The 13,087-nt window shown below is 64.3% G+C and carries 14 protein-coding genes; 8 read left to right on the top strand and 6 right to left on the bottom strand.

Features of this window, described 5'->3' with window-relative positions; genetic code table 11:
- Positions 1–52: 52 nt before the first annotated feature.
- Both AC1TQG_RS01795 and AC1TQG_RS01790 read right to left on the bottom strand, forming a co-directional pair.
- Positions 53–574 carry a methylated-DNA--[protein]-cysteine S-methyltransferase gene (locus tag AC1TQG_RS01795; protein ID WP_482135241.1) on the bottom strand — a complete coding sequence of 174 codons (522 nt, stop codon included), beginning with the start codon at positions 572–574 and terminating at the stop codon, positions 53–55.
- Entirely contained in the window at positions 571–2,088 is a 1,518-nt protein-coding gene (locus AC1TQG_RS01790) for an AlkA N-terminal domain-containing protein (protein WP_482135240.1), read from the bottom strand. Before AC1TQG_RS01790 ends, AC1TQG_RS01795 begins: the two co-directional genes overlap by 4 nt.
- Before the next feature lie 209 nt (positions 2,089–2,297).
- On the opposite strand from AC1TQG_RS01790, the gene AC1TQG_RS01785 reads away from it, so the two are divergent.
- The 6 genes from AC1TQG_RS01785 (at position 2,298) to AC1TQG_RS01760 (ending at position 7,016) form a co-directional block, all read left to right on the top strand.
- Positions 2,298–2,546: a hypothetical protein gene (locus AC1TQG_RS01785; RefSeq protein WP_482135239.1), complete on the top strand. Its 249-nt coding sequence runs from the start codon at positions 2,298–2,300 to the stop codon at positions 2,544–2,546.
- A 182-nt stretch (positions 2,547–2,728) separates the two neighbouring features.
- Positions 2,729–3,955: an AI-2E family transporter gene (locus tag AC1TQG_RS01780; RefSeq protein ID WP_482135238.1), complete on the top strand. Its 1,227-nt coding sequence runs from the start codon at positions 2,729–2,731 to the stop codon at positions 3,953–3,955.
- An 84-nt stretch (positions 3,956–4,039) separates the two neighbouring features.
- Entirely contained in the window at positions 4,040–5,119 is a 1,080-nt protein-coding gene (ychF, locus tag AC1TQG_RS01775) for a redox-regulated ATPase YchF (RefSeq protein ID WP_482135237.1), read from the top strand.
- Positions 5,112–5,468 carry a zinc ribbon domain-containing protein YjdM gene (locus AC1TQG_RS01770; protein WP_482135236.1) on the top strand — a complete coding sequence of 119 codons (357 nt, stop codon included), beginning with the start codon at positions 5,112–5,114 and terminating at the stop codon, positions 5,466–5,468. The genes ychF and AC1TQG_RS01770 overlap by 8 nt, the downstream gene beginning before the upstream one ends.
- Before the next feature lie 590 nt (positions 5,469–6,058).
- Positions 6,059–6,487 (top strand): DUF4260 family protein, encoded by a 429-nt coding sequence (locus AC1TQG_RS01765; RefSeq protein WP_482135235.1) that lies wholly within the window; start codon positions 6,059–6,061, stop codon positions 6,485–6,487.
- The gene (locus AC1TQG_RS01760) at positions 6,480–7,016 is read left to right on the top strand and encodes a TetR/AcrR family transcriptional regulator (RefSeq protein WP_482135234.1); all 537 of its coding nucleotides are present in this window, start codon (positions 6,480–6,482) and stop codon (positions 7,014–7,016) included. The genes AC1TQG_RS01765 and AC1TQG_RS01760 overlap by 8 nt, the downstream gene beginning before the upstream one ends.
- 125 nt (positions 7,017–7,141) lie before the next feature.
- Here AC1TQG_RS01760 and AC1TQG_RS01755 read toward each other — a convergent pair whose 3' ends face one another.
- Positions 7,142–7,999 carry an SDR family NAD(P)-dependent oxidoreductase gene (locus tag AC1TQG_RS01755; RefSeq protein ID WP_482135233.1) on the bottom strand — a complete coding sequence of 286 codons (858 nt, stop codon included), beginning with the start codon at positions 7,997–7,999 and terminating at the stop codon, positions 7,142–7,144.
- A 103-nt stretch (positions 8,000–8,102) separates the two neighbouring features.
- Here AC1TQG_RS01755 and AC1TQG_RS01750 point away from each other — a divergent pair, with 103 nt between their 5' ends.
- Positions 8,103–8,729, top strand: a complete 627-nt coding sequence (locus AC1TQG_RS01750) for a TetR/AcrR family transcriptional regulator (RefSeq protein ID WP_482135232.1) — start codon at positions 8,103–8,105, stop codon at positions 8,727–8,729.
- Positions 8,730–8,767: 38 nt separating this feature from the next.
- The gene (locus AC1TQG_RS01745) at positions 8,768–9,109 is read left to right on the top strand and encodes a DUF1801 domain-containing protein (protein WP_482135231.1); all 342 of its coding nucleotides are present in this window, start codon (positions 8,768–8,770) and stop codon (positions 9,107–9,109) included.
- 39 nt (positions 9,110–9,148) lie between these two features.
- Here the strand turns inward: AC1TQG_RS01745 and AC1TQG_RS01740 are convergent, their stop codons facing one another.
- From AC1TQG_RS01740 to AC1TQG_RS01730, 3 genes are all read right to left on the bottom strand, one after another.
- Positions 9,149–10,126 (bottom strand): pseudouridine synthase, encoded by a 978-nt coding sequence (locus AC1TQG_RS01740; protein WP_482135230.1) that lies wholly within the window; start codon positions 10,124–10,126, stop codon positions 9,149–9,151.
- A 64-nt stretch (positions 10,127–10,190) separates the two neighbouring features.
- The gene (locus tag AC1TQG_RS01735) at positions 10,191–11,276 is read right to left on the bottom strand and encodes an SDR family oxidoreductase (protein WP_482135229.1); all 1,086 of its coding nucleotides are present in this window, start codon (positions 11,274–11,276) and stop codon (positions 10,191–10,193) included.
- A 335-nt stretch (positions 11,277–11,611) separates the two neighbouring features.
- Positions 11,612–13,009: a cation:dicarboxylate symporter family transporter gene (locus AC1TQG_RS01730; RefSeq protein WP_482135228.1), complete on the bottom strand. Its 1,398-nt coding sequence runs from the start codon at positions 13,007–13,009 to the stop codon at positions 11,612–11,614.
- Positions 13,010–13,087: the final 78 nt, after the last annotated feature.

Genomic DNA, 13,087 nt, shown 5'->3' with positions numbered 1-13,087 from the left:
TTGCGACTGGTTCGAGATTGCAGTTGTGAAGAGATCTACTCGGCCGATGCCTTCACAACTGCGGACTCGGGGTGTGTGGTTCCTCGTGAGCCAACAACCAGGACTTGATGGGAAGGCCGTAGCGGAACCCGCCCAACGACCGGTCGGAGCGCAGTACGCGATGACAGGGCACAAACAGGGCTGCGGCATTGCGGGCGCAGGCACTCGCAGCTCCTCTGATCGCGGCCGGACGACCACTGAGGGCGGCGTATTCGGTGTAGCTGACCGGCGATCCGGCCGGGATCGTGCGCAGCACCTCCCAGGCGTGCTCGAGGAACTCGCCCGACCGTTGCCGGACGGGAATGTTGTCGATGGCGGCCAGGTCGCCCTGGTGGTACCGCTCGGCGGCGGTGGTGACCGCGCCCAGGTCGGGCTTGTTGACGAGCGTCAAGGGACGAATCGACTTGTGTATCAGGACATTGAGGTACTCGGCATCGTCGGACCAGCCCGATGCGAGGACCTCGGCGTCGTCGTTGACGATCATCGTGAACGGACCGGTGGGGGTGGCAATGGTGGACCAGGCTGCGGTGCTCATGAGACCTGCTTTCGTGGTGAAACGGATGTCGAGCCGTTGGAGAGGGAGGGTGAACTGCGGGCGATGATGTTGCGCCACAGATGCATCGACACATAGGAGCGCCAGGGCGACCAGTGCGCAGTGTTGTCGAGGTCGATGCCGAGTTCGGCCGCCGACCGTCGGACCACGAGGTCGGTATGCAGCAGCACGTCCGGATCGTTCAGCAGGCGCATCGCGACGTAGTCGGCTGTCCAGATACCGATTCCGCGTTGTGCGACGAGTTGGGCGCGCACGTCGGCGGCGGGCATTCCGGCATGCATCACCAGGGCTCCGTCGGCGATCTCACGGGCGACGCCGCTCACGGAGGTGGTCCGCGCGGCCGGGCCGGTCAGGACCTCGCTTCCGTGTTCGGCGATCGCCGCGGCGGTGGGGAACAGGTGGGTGATGTCGCCGAGCGGATTTTCCAGCGGCTCGCCGAGCGCGGCCACGAGCCTTCCGGTGTGGGTGCGCGCGGCAGGCAACGAGATCTGCTGGCCGATCATGGTGCGGATCAACAACTCTGTGGGATCGATGCTGCCGGGCACGCGGATGCCGCGCATGCGCTCGATCAGGGGGATCAGCGAGAGGTCGGCGCAGAGTGCCTCGTTGGCCGCCGCCACGTCGGCGTCGAGATCGAGGAGTTGGCGGATCCGGTGGACCGCGACCCCGAGATCCCGCATGTCGTGCAGTGCGATGTCGGCCCGGACGTGATCAGGGTTGATCTGCAAGGCGACCACGCCCGGTCCGTGGGGTAGGGCCATCGAACGCCGGTAGAACTCACCGTCCCAGCTCTCGATGCCCGGCACCGCGTGCGCGGACAGGAACCAGTGCAACCAAGGCGGTGAAAAGGGTTGCCGAACAGCAAGCTTGAGGGTCACCGCAGCGCCGGTGGCAGCCGCTTGACGCGGTGCGCCCTTCGCGCGCAACTGGGTGGGTGTCTGCGCGAAGACCTCACGAATGGTGTCGTTGAACTGGCGGATGCTGGCGAATCCGGCGGCAAAGGCGATGTCCGACATCGACATGGTTGTGCACTGGATCAGCATCCGGGCGGTCGTCGCGCGATAAGCGCGGGCCAATACGAGGGGTCCGGCCCCGATCTGTTCTCCCAGCACCCGGCCCAGCTGACGCGGCGAGTAACCCAGGTGGTCGGCCAGGCCGGTCACGCCGGCGCGATCGACCAGGCCGTCCTCGATGAGGCGCATCGCGCGGGATGCCAGATCCGAATTGACGTTCCAGCGCGGCGACCCGGGCACCGCGTCGGGAAGACAACGACGGCAGGCCCGATAACCCTGTTGCTGGGCAACGGCCGCGGTCAGGACAAACGAGACGTTCGTGGGCTTGGGGGTGATGGCCGGACACGAGGGCCGGCAATAGATGCCGGTGGTTCGGACGGCGACAAAGAACTGACCGTCGAATCGTGCATCCCTGGCCTGGAGGGCACGAAAACAGGCATCGAAATCGAGCTGCCTCGGATTCGTCGCGGTGTCGGTGGGCATGGGACCACTGTCCCAGTCTTCGAGGCACAGGACTAGCGGAAATCGGACGCGACAATTCGAGCATCTGGAGGCTGGACAGCACCCGCAAAATGTGCTGTGGCGCACATCACAATGAGACCTCGCCCCGATCTGGGACCTTCGTCCCGGATTTAGACTCTTTCCGCAGGAAAACGGGGACAAAGCGCGTATGAGCGTGCCAGGGTGGTCACATGTACGTAACACGATGGGGACGCAAAGAAGCGCCGTTGTCGCAATTCCCTGGTTGGGGTGTGGAGATCATGATGGGTCTCTACGGCGAACAGTCGGTGCGGACGGCGATCGAAGCGGAAAAGGGTCTGTCCACTCAGCCGGGGGTCACCGACGAGGTGTCCGATCAGCCGGGGGATGCGAGCTCGCCGACACGCGATGACGATGCCGTCGGCGGAAAGCTCCGCTGGCTGCAACGCCGCCGCGGCTGAGGCAACTACCGGGACTCGACCGCGCCGCGAAACTCGGCGCCATCGCGCAGCCGGGAGCCGTTTTCGGGTAATTGTCTGCATACCTGCCTCCCTCGCGGTCGCGGTATCAACTGTGGCGGACATCTTGTGGCGACTCGGCAGGTCGAAGTGTGTCCGGGCGAGCGGCATGTGAACATCAACGCATGGCAACAACACCGGCGGGCGAACCGGGCAAGAAGCGGCCCGAGAATGAGAAGACGATCGTGTCCGGCGCGCAGGATGCGACGAAGAAGAATCGCGGCAAGATCATCGGGGACGGTGGCCAGTGGCTGGCAAAGCACAGCCTCCGTCTGATCCTGATCGCAGGCGGCGCATGGGTGCTGGCGTGGATCATCGGCGAGGCCTGGGTCGTCTTGTTGCCGACGGTGCTGGCGATCATCGTTTGCACGGTCCTGTGGCCACCGGTGCGCTGGCTCCGGAAAAAGGGCATCGGCCCGGCGACGTCTTCGGCGCTGGTGCTCTTGCTGGCCATTGGGGTGGTGGCGGGCATCATCAGCGCGATCGCACCCTCGATTGTCGACCAGTCCGGTGATCTGGCGTCGCAGGCCATCGACGGCGTCGAAGAGATCGAGGAGTGGCTGCAGGGACCACCGTTCCGGGTCAGTGACGAACAGTTGAATACTGCGGTCGACGCGATCACCGACCGGATCCAAAAGTCCAGCACCACGATCGCCTCCGGCGTCTTCACCGGTGTTACCACCGCGACATCGGTACTCATCACGTTGTTCACGGTCCTGTTCCTGACTTTCTTCTTCCTCAAGGACGGACCGAAGTTCCTGCCATGGTTGCGCCGGACCAGTGGCGCGCCGGCTTCCGAGCACATCGCAGAGGTGCTGTCCCGGATCTGGGCGACGCTGGGCGGCTTCATCCGTACACAGGCCCTGGTGAGCATGATCGATGCGGTACTCATCGGCGCCGGCCTTGTCATCCTCGGGGTGCCGCTCGCCTACGCGTTGGCGATCATCACGTTCTTCGGTGGTTTCATCCCGATCGTCGGCGCCTTTGTCGCCGGCGCCCTCGCGGTGCTTGTGGCACTGGTCGGCAATGGACCGTGGACCGCCTTGATCGTGCTCGGCATCATCGTGGCGGTGCAGCAGCTGGAGGGCAATGTGCTCCAGCCGTGGTTGCAGTCGAAGTCGATGAATCTGCACGCGGCGATCGTGCTGCTGTCGGTGACGGCAGGCGGCACGCTCTTCGGCATCATCGGCGCCTTCCTCGCCGTCCCGGTGGCGGCGGTGGTGGCCGTTGTGTTGCGGTACCTGAACGAACAGATCGGGATCCGCGCGGGCGAGACAGTGGTCGCCAACGGCAAGGACGCGAAGCTGATCCTTCCCGACGACAACAGCAACGCAGAACCCGAGACGAGCTAGCCGGCGCCGACCAGCGGCCCCCGATCGGGTCGCTGGTCGGACGGCCCGCAGGTGACTTGCGGCGGCGAACTAGACTGGCTGCTCGTGAGCCTTACCCTCGGAATCGTCGGATTGCCCAACGTTGGCAAATCCACCCTGTTCAACGCACTGACCAACAACGATGTGCTGGCTGCGAACTACCCGTTCGCCACCATCGAGCCCAACGTCGGTGTGGTTGAGCTGCCCGATTCGCGGCTGAACCGCCTGGCCGAGATCTTCTCGAGCGAGAAGATCCTGCCTGCGACCGTGTCGTTCGTCGATATCGCCGGCATCGTCAAGGGTGCGTCTGTTGGTGAAGGAATGGGCAACCAGTTCCTGGCCAACATTCGTGAGGCCGACGCCATCTGTCAGGTGGTCCGGGTGTTCTCCGACGACGACGTGGTGCACGTCGACGGTCGCGTCGATCCGGTCTCCGACATCGAGGTGATCGAAACCGAGCTCATCCTCGCCGACATGCAGACGCTGGAGAAGGCGCTGCCACGGCTGGAGAAGGAATCGCGCAAGAACAAGGAACTCGTCGAGGTCCTCAATGCGGCGCAGGAAGCGCAGAAGGTCCTCAACGAGGGCAAGACGCTGTTCTCGCAGAAGGATTCGCTGGACTTTGCGAAACTGCGTGAGCTGCACCTGATGACCACCAAGCCGTTCCTGTACGTGTTCAACGCCGACGAGTCGGTGCTGACCGATCCCGAGCGCGTCGCAAAGCTCAAAGAGCTTGTGGCACCGGCAGATGCGGTGTTCCTCGACGCCAAGGTGGAGAGCGAACTCCTCGAGCTCGACCCCGAAGATGCCCAGGAACTCCTGGACTCGATTGGCCAGGACGAGCCCGGCCTGCACGCACTGGCACGCGCCGGCTTCCACACCCTGGGTCTGCAGACCTACCTGACCGCCGGACCAAAAGAGTCCCGAGCCTGGACAATTCACAAGGGCGACACCGCTCCCAAGGCTGCAGGCGTCATCCACACCGACTTCGAAAAAGGCTTCATCAAAGCCGAGATCGTCTCCTTCGCTGACCTCGACGCCGCCGGTTCGATGGCTGCTGCCAAGGCTGCAGGCAAGGTCCGGATCGAAGGCAAGGACTACGTGATGGCCGACGGCGACGTGGTCGAGTTCAGGTTCAATGTCTGACGTTCTACCTCCGTGTCCGGCGTGTGCGAGTGAGTTCGCGTACGAGTCCGGCGCGTTGCTGGTCTGCTCGATGTGTGGTCACGAGTGGGCGCCCGGTGCGGACGATGCTGCCGATGTGGGTGGCGTCGTCACTGATGCGGTCGGGAACGTCCTCGCCGATGGCGACACCGTGACCATCGTCAAGAGCCTGAAGGTCAAAGGTGCCGGTGGTGGGGTCGTCAAGATCGGCACCAAGGTGCGCGGCATTCGGCTGATCTCCGATGGTGTGGGCGATCACGATATCGATGCGAAGGTGCCGGGTTTTGGGCAGATGCAGTTGAAGTCGAGCGTGGTGAAGAAGGTTCTCTGAGCGTTGGCGGCGAAAGCGCCTGTCGTGTAGGAGGTCTGGATACCCCGTCGAGGGCCTGACGGGTTCCGCTTGTTGCCACGGCCGCAAAGGTCTCACGCTCGAAACCGCGAGAATCCGCTGTCTGCATTGTGGCGTCCTTCGCGGGCCACGACAATTCAAGGCGGCTGGACTCGTCGCATCGCACAACATCGAGTGGCTCTGGTTCTGGAGGGTCTACGCGGGGGGCTTTCGCGTACGAGGTGATGCCGGGGTTATTAGCGGCGCTCATGGCGTCTTCACATTCAATGTCGGTGATGCTCGGTGACGGTGGTGCTCGTCCTCGCCCGTGTGGCCTTTGGCTTACATGCAGGGGGCCGTCTCAGCAAAGCAAGATTTGCGGACGTGTGCGTGTCTGTCGGCAGGGTCGACGAGGTGATGACCTACCCCGGAATCCACGGAGGCCGCGACGACCAAGCCACTTACACCATGTCGCCACCAGAGTTTGTCGATGTAGTTCGGTCGCCACTTGACGGCTAACTGTGTTAGCCATACCGTGTGGCTAACGGTGTTAGTCATCACGCGAGAATCGGCATGAGTCACGAGGAGTCGCCATGTGCAGCACGCTTTCCCCGAAGGGTTCCACCACCTCCGGTGCCACCCCGGGCCTGCATGCTCGCCGTGCAGGATGGGGCCTGTGGGCCGCGTTTTTACTTGCATTCGCGATCCTGGAGGGCGTCAACCACGGCGCAGGCGCCTGGATCGCGCTCGCAGTGGGCATGATCGCCCCGGACCTGACCTTCTTCGCGGCGATGGGCGCTCCGAAGCCCACCCATCAGGGACAGCTACCGGCCCGCGCTGTCCCCTGGTACAACACCGCGCACCGCACCGCGATCCCGCTTGCGCTGGCCGTCGCCTACTCCGTCGGCCCGTTCCAGCTCCCCGTCCTGTTCACCTTCCTGCTGGCCTGGATGCTGCACATCGCGGTGGACCGGCTGGCCGGTTACAACCTTCGCACCAAGGAAGGATTGGTTCGTGCCTGACGCACATACTCGCCTGGAGCAGATCGCCTGCGAGGCACGCAGCCTCCTGGAGGCGGAGGGCCCAGTGGCGCTGACGATGCGCCGCGTCGCCGACGCCGTCGGCATCCGTGCGCCGTCCCTCTATAAGCACCTGCCGGACAAGGCCGCTCTCGAAGCGCTGGTGGTGGCGGATGGCTTTGCCGAGCTGGCCGAGGCCTTGGAGAAGGCTGCCTCCGACGCAGGCTCGTCCGACGGCCGCCGGGGGCAGGTTCTTGCCGCCCTCTGTGCCGCCTACCGCCGCTACGCGCTCGCTCACCCCCACCTCTACCGCTTGATGAACTACCGTCCACTCCGCCGCGATCTGCTGCCTGCCGGTCTGGAGGAGCGCTCGGCTCGCCCGCTGGTCGAGGCGGTCGGTGGAGATGAGGACCGTGCCCGTGCGATCTGGGCGTTCGCCCACGGCATGGTCTCGTTGGAGATCGATGAGCGGTTTCCGGACGGCGTTGAGCTGGCCGGAGCCTGGCGCGCCGGCCTCGCTGCCTTCGCCTGAGGTTTGGTCTTGAGCCTGCTCGAGAAGGAGATTCCCGAGGGGGCGCGGAATCGTGGCAGTTTTCACCGCCGATGAGTGTCAGATTCCCGATCGGCCCACAGGACCCGAGATGTGCGGTCCGAGACTCACGAAGGCCAGTTGAAGTCCCTGCGCTCGCCGTAGGAATCCCGGCGGGCCGCGTAGGCCAGAGCGGCATGATCCCGCGCGTCGTCGCCGATCAGTACCCGCAACGGGTGGTCGGGGTCAGCCAGGTGCGCGAGCAGCGCGTCGGCGGCCAGGCGCGGATCGGCATCGGTCGACGGTGAATCGGAATCGGCAGTCGGCCAAGGGATCTCGGGAGTTCCGAAGAATGCCGTGCGGAGTTCATCGTATTCCGGTTTCGGCGCGGCGAACGACATGCTCGACCCGGCCCAGTCGGTCGCGAATCCGCCGAGCTGGGCGATCGTCACCCGGACCCCGAATTGCGCGACCTCAGCGGACAGTGCCTCGCTGAATCCTTCGAGGGCCCACTTGCTCGCGTTGTACAGTCCGAACATCGGCATCGAGCCGATGGCGCCGACCGTCGAAATCTGCACGATGTCGCCACCACCGTTCGCCCGCAGGTGCGGGATTGCGGCCTGGGAAACCCACATCGCACCAAACAGATTCAGGTCCAGATGATCGCGGGCCTGCTGCTCATCGACCTCTTCGAGGGTGCCGACGAAACCGGCGCCGGCGTTGTTGACGACGACGTCGAGGCCACCGAAGGTTTGCACAGCGTGATCGACGGCTGCGGCAACGGCGCTGGCGTCGCGCACATCGAGCTGGATCTCTTGCACCGAGTTCGGGTGTTCGGCCTGTAGCTTTGCCAGCGCTCCGGGGCGACGGACCGTCCCGGCGACGCGATCACCTTGCGACAGGGCGGCCTGTGCAAATGCCTGACCTAGACCGCGGCCTGCGCCGGTGATGAGCCAGGTACGAGTAGTGCGTGATGCTTCGGTCATGGTGTGAATACCTCCAGCGAGACGGTGCGTCTCGTCATAATTGCACAAGGTCTTACGACAGTCAAGACGATGCGTCTCGTCTCGTTGGGGGTAGGCTGACGGCATGACAGCGACCCCGCCGGATCCTGCGCGTTCAGATGCGTCCGGCCCCGACGCCTCCCGGCGCAGCGACCGAGCCCGTCGAGCGATCCTCTCCGCGACGCGCGACCTCGTCGCCGACGTGGGATACACCCGGCTGAGCATCGAGGGAATCGCGGCCGCCGCCGGAGTGGGCAAACAGACCATCTACCGCTGGTGGAAATCGAAGGCCGCCGTGGTCTTCGACGCGATCTTGGAGGCCAACTCCCAGGATGGGGGTTCGGTTGTGCTGCCGGACACCGGCGATCTCGAATCCGATCTTCAACTCGTGCTCCGGGGAACCGTTGCCGCACTGACCGATCCGGCCAACGACCGCCTACAGCGCGCGATCACCGCCGAGATTCAGATCGACGTTGCCGTCGCCGACGAACTGGTGCGACGTCTGCTCCGCCCGCAGCTCGATGCGACCGCCGCGCGCGTCACGGCCGGTATCCGGGCCGGCCAGGTCGACGAGTCTGTGGACGCGGGACTGGCAGTCGAGTTGCTGTTCGGCCCTGTCTTCCATCGCTGGCTGCTGCGAACCGGTGAGCTGGATGACGCATTCGCCGATGGCGTGCTCGCTATGGTCCTGACGGGTATTCGACCTCGCTGATACGAACGTCCGCGGACCGATTTCGCTACTGTGACCCCATGGGTGGCGATTGGCGGGAATCCCGGGTCGACGAGGTGCGGTCATTGATCATGCGGGCCGAGCCCGACATCGTCGAAGAAGCGAAGTGGCGTAAGGCCTCGAATCCCGATGGCGTGCCGACGTTCTCGCTCGACGGTCTCATCTGCACCCTCGAGACCTACAAGGACAAGATCAAGGTGACCTTTGCCAAGGGCGCCTCCCTCCCGGACCCGGCGGAGCTGTTCAACGCAAGTCTCGGCGCGGGCGTCCGGCGCGCCATCGACATCAACGAGGCAGACGCACTCGATGCTGATGCCTTCGTGGCGCTGGTTCAGGCCGCAGTCGCGCTGAATCGGGGATAGCGGCCGCGGGGTTAGCGACGATCAACTGTTGGAGTTCGCTCAGCGCTCCGTCACCGGCGCCTCGGACAACGTCCGGCGGGTGATGAAGCGTTGTGGCAGTCCCGACAGTGGATCGGTGAATTCCAGTTCCCGCGCGAGTAATTGGAGGGGAAGGGAATGATCGTCCGGTTCCTCGGTGAGCAGGTCGGGATACCAACTGTCGCCCAGGATTCCGATGCCGAGTGCCGACAGATGCACCCTCAACTGGTGCTTGCGGCCGGTGTGCGGACGCAGGACCGTGTGCAGCACGCCGCGTCCTGAAGCGCTGACGCCGTGACCCCGCACCTCGACCACTGTCTCGGCGTTGGGCTCGAGGAGGTCGTCGACGGTGACTCGTAATTCACCGCGCCGCGCTGCGATGTGGTTCCGGTAGATGACGGGAACCGTGCGCCCGGCAATTGCCGGTGCGTCGGGGTTCCACCCCGGCGGCTGCGCCGACACCGCCTCGTAGACCTTCACGACCCGCCGCTTTTCGAAGAGGGACTGATAGGCGCCACGGGTGGCGGGCCGGGCCGAGAACATCAACAGGCCGGCCGTCGCCCGGTCGAGGCGATGGATCGGCGTCAGGTCCGGATTGTCGAGGCGGGTCCGCAATCGGACGAGCGCAGACTCCCGCAGATATCGCCCGCCCGGAGTGGTCGGCAGGAAGTGCGGCTTGTCGATCACGACGAGGTCGTCGTCGACGTGCAGGATCTCTTCCTGGAACGGCACCGGCTCCTCCGCCGGTAGATCGCGGTAGTACCAGACGAACGGGTCCGCGCCCAGCGCTGTGCCGCGACCGATCGGGCTGCCGTCGGTGCCCACGATCTCGCCGTCGTCGAACCGGCGGTACAGGTCGTCGGAGTCCAGGTGGTCGAACGTCGCGACCATGAACTCGGCGACCGTCGTCCACGGCCCCGACGCGGGGATGCGCAGCCTCGTCGGTCCGACCCCGTTCTTGACGGGTAGTGGTGCGGGCATCGGCATGTGGGTCATCATCCCACCGACCTCCGCAGCAGGCCCATGGACATGGGTCTGCTGCGGTCGTCTGCGCCTGAAGGCATCACCTGGTAGGCAGGATGCCGGACTCCCGATAGCGGCTGACCTTGTCGGCAAAGCTCTCTACCGTGGAACGGAAGCCGAGGAACCCGGCCTGCTTGCTCTTGTTCATGTCTGTGAGGCACTCGATGTCGCGACCGAGGTCACTGTCTGTATGCCACCACGACGCGAGCCGTCCCACGTCCGGCTCGGCAAGACCGTACCGCTGCGCGATCTTGGCCCATACCTGCGGTGCGTCGCCCATTCTGTCGTCGAGCGGTCGCGGCGACTGTTCGAACCCGACAGGCTCCACCCCGAACATCTCGGCCACCTGAGGCCACAGCCAGCGCCACCGGAACACGTCGCCGTTGGCGATGTTGAAGGCCTCGTCCTTGCCGTTGGGATCTGTTGCAGCCCAAAGCATCTGTTCGCCCAGGAGGTCCGCGTCGGTCACATCGGTCAACCCGTCCCACTGCGTTTTCGAACCGGGGAACACGAACGGCGCCCCGGTTTCGCGGCAAATCTCGGCGTACACGGACAGGGTCAGCACCATGTTCATGGCGTTACCAACGGCATAGCCGAAGACGGTGTGGGCACGGTGCACACTCCAGCCGAAACCGTATCGCTCGGCGGCTGCAAAGAGCTCGTCTTCCTGGGCGTAATAGAAGTTCGGAGTGTTCAGCCGCGGCTCGTACTCGTGAAAAGGAGTATCGGCCATGACGCCGGTCGCATAGTCGTCGAATGATCCGAGGTAGTGCTTGAGTCCGGTCAGAAGTGCAACGTGGCGTACCGAGTCCTTGTCTCCCAGTACACCCAGGACGTTTCGAACCGTAGCGCTGTTTACCTCGATGTTCTTTTCCTCGGAGTCCTGCTTCATCCACGCTGTGAGGAAGACGACGTCCGGTCTGACATCGGCCAGCGCCTCCGTCAGTGATCCGGGATCAAGGAGATCTGCGGCAACCGGAATGACACCATCCACCGGGTTACGCGATCCCCGCGCCAAACCGTAAGTTGTCCAGCCATTGTCAACCAGCGCAGCGCTGATGGTCTGCCCGGCGATTCCGGTTGCGCCTACGACGAGGGCAACACCGGGCGTGCTGTTAGAAGTCATTTGATCGATCCAATCCGAGATCTGCCGCCCACGAGGACCGACCCACTCGACGAACATTGAACTCGACGTTCTCGGATGCGGTTTTACGCGTCTGGCTCACTGCGGAACCCGTAGACGAGCATGGAGGCGTGCTGGCTGAGAAGATCCCAACAGATCCACTGTACATGCGAACGCGCCGGTGATTTGGCACACATGACACACCCGTATTCGGCGCCACTTCTACTTCGCCGCAACAGGTTTGGGGACAGTGCCGAAGCCATCTTCAGGAGGGGAGAAGGGAATTGGTTCTGCGCCGCGGCTCCCGGGGGAACCGCGGCGCAGCGTTGTCGATCGCCTCAGGCAGTGACTACCGTTTTCGCAGTGGTCGATTCCTCGGTCTTGTCCCAGCGGTCGTCTCCGTCGTCGACCATGGACAACTCGTCGAAGGGATCCTTGCCGGAGAGGACATTGCCGACCTTCTCCATGTCGACGGTCTTCGTCCAGGAGCCGACGAGCATCGTTGCGACGGCATTGCCGGAGAAGTTGGTGACCGCACGGGCCTCGGACATGAACCGGTCGATGCCGACGATCAAACCCACTCCGTCGAGGAGTTCGGGACGGTGGCTCTGCAGGCCACCGGCGAGGGTGGCCAGTCCGGCGCCACTGACCCCGGCTGCGCCCTTGGAGGCGACGATCATGAACACCAGCAGCGAGATCTGCTCACCGAGGGCGAGCGGGTCACCCATGGCTTCGGCGACGAACAGCGATGCCATCGTCAGGTAGATCGCGGTGCCGTCGAGGTTGAACGAGTATCCGGTCGGGACAACCACGCCGACGGTGGTGCGCTGGACACCCAGATGTTCCATCTTGGCGATCAACCGCGGCAGGGCCGACTCGGACGACGAGGTGGCGAAGATCAATAGGTACTCGCGGGCCAGGTAACGGACCAGCTGGAAGATCGAGACTCCTGAAACCAGACGCAGCAACAGGCCGAGGATCACGAAGACGAAGATCGCGCAGGTCACGTAGAAGCCGAGCATCAGGGTCAACAGCTCGGTGATCGCGCTCCAACCGGTTTGGCCGACCACGTTGGCGATGGCGCCGAATGCGCCGATCGGGGCGAGCCACAGGATCATGCCAAGCACCTTGAACACGACCTTCTGGATCAACTCGACCGCCCGCAGGATCGGGTCGCCGCTGCGGGTGGGCAGAGCCTGGATCGCGAAGCCGACGAGCAGAGCGATGAAGAGTGTCTGCAGGACGCTGCCCTCGGTCAATGCCGACAGCATCGAGGTCGGGATGATCGACTGGATGAAATCCATGGTGCCGCCGGCTTCGTGTGCCTTGTCGGCGAGTTCTGCGCCGGTGCCCATCTTGGATGGATCGATCGTGAGCCCGCTGCCGGGGCTGAGCAGATTGCCAACCACGAGCCCGATGGCCAGCGCCACCGTCGACATCAGCAGGAAGTAACCGAACGCCAGGCCACCCACTTTGCCGACCGTTGCTGCCGCCCGCACCGAGCCGATGCCCAGGACGATGGTGCAGAAGATGACCGGGCTGATCATCATCTTGATCAGGCTCACGAACATGGTGCCCAGAACACCGAGGTCCTCGCCCACACCGGGGGCGACGAGTCCGACGATCACACCTGCGAACACCGCGATGATCACCGCGATGTACAACCAATGCGTCCGGTCACGCCGCTTGGGAGCCGGTGGCTGCTCTTGTGTCGGACGGTCTTCTGTCGTTGTCATGATCGACTTCCTTTGTGAAGCAGCGAGGAACGGGTCTGAAAGAATGGTGTTCGCCAAAGTGAGCGAGGTCACGGTTAA

It is taken from the genome of Williamsia sp. Y844, from assembly GCF_056786475.1.
Note: the sequence above shows the minus strand (reverse complement) of the source record. Positions and strands in the feature narration are given on the sequence as shown.

Coding starts and splice junctions, on each gene's coding strand:
- AC1TQG_RS01785 (WP_482135239.1), top strand. CDS start 2,298: ATGTACGTAACACGATGGGGACGCAAAGAAGCGCCGTTGTCGCAATTC.
- AC1TQG_RS01780 (WP_482135238.1), top strand. CDS start 2,729: ATGGCAACAACACCGGCGGGCGAACCGGGCAAGAAGCGGCCCGAGAAT.
- AC1TQG_RS01730 (WP_482135228.1), bottom strand. CDS start 13,009: ATGACAACGACAGAAGACCGTCCGACACAAGAGCAGCCACCGGCTCCC.
- AC1TQG_RS01745 (WP_482135231.1), top strand. CDS start 8,768: ATGGGTGGCGATTGGCGGGAATCCCGGGTCGACGAGGTGCGGTCATTG.
- AC1TQG_RS01755 (WP_482135233.1), bottom strand. CDS start 7,999: ATGACCGAAGCATCACGCACTACTCGTACCTGGCTCATCACCGGCGCA.
- AC1TQG_RS01765 (WP_482135235.1), top strand. CDS start 6,059: ATGTGCAGCACGCTTTCCCCGAAGGGTTCCACCACCTCCGGTGCCACC.
- AC1TQG_RS01735 (WP_482135229.1), bottom strand. CDS start 11,276: ATGACTTCTAACAGCACGCCCGGTGTTGCCCTCGTCGTAGGCGCAACC.
- AC1TQG_RS01790 (WP_482135240.1), bottom strand. CDS start 2,088: ATGCCCACCGACACCGCGACGAATCCGAGGCAGCTCGATTTCGATGCC.
- AC1TQG_RS01750 (WP_482135232.1), top strand. CDS start 8,103: ATGACAGCGACCCCGCCGGATCCTGCGCGTTCAGATGCGTCCGGCCCC.
- AC1TQG_RS01770 (WP_482135236.1), top strand. CDS start 5,112: ATGTCTGACGTTCTACCTCCGTGTCCGGCGTGTGCGAGTGAGTTCGCG.
- AC1TQG_RS01740 (WP_482135230.1), bottom strand. CDS start 10,126: ATGATGACCCACATGCCGATGCCCGCACCACTACCCGTCAAGAACGGG.
- AC1TQG_RS01795 (WP_482135241.1), bottom strand. CDS start 574: ATGAGCACCGCAGCCTGGTCCACCATTGCCACCCCCACCGGTCCGTTC.